Origin of the sequence: Streptomyces sp. LMG1-1-1.1, assembly GCF_040815545.1 — a bacterium.
Taxonomy (GTDB): Bacteria; Actinomycetota; Actinomycetes; order Streptomycetales; family Streptomycetaceae; genus Streptomyces.
In genome coordinates, this window is record NZ_JBFPNH010000003.1 from 1 (window position 1) to 272 (window position 272).

Consider the following 272-nt stretch of genomic DNA (forward strand, 5'->3'; position numbering starts at 1 on the left):
AGTCAATCGGCGCACACGTTTCTCACGTGTGTATCGCTACTCATGCCTGCATTCTCACTCGTGAACCGTCCACAACTCGCTTCCGCGGCTGCTTCACCCGGCACACGACGCTCCCCTACCCATCACAGCGGGCGTTGGCCCTATTGCTGCAATGACACGACTTCGGCGGTACGCTTGAGCCCCGCTACATTGTCGGCGCGGAATCACTTGACCAGTGAGCTATTACGCACTCTTTCAAGGGTGGCTGCTTCTAAGCCAACCTCCTGGTTGTC

Annotated in this window: 1 rRNA gene; it reads right to left on the minus strand. The window is 57.7% G+C overall.

From position 1 onward, the window contains the following. Nucleotides 1-272: ribosomal RNA gene (locus tag MRBLMG1_RS03790) — 23S ribosomal RNA — on the minus strand; the annotation flags it as partial.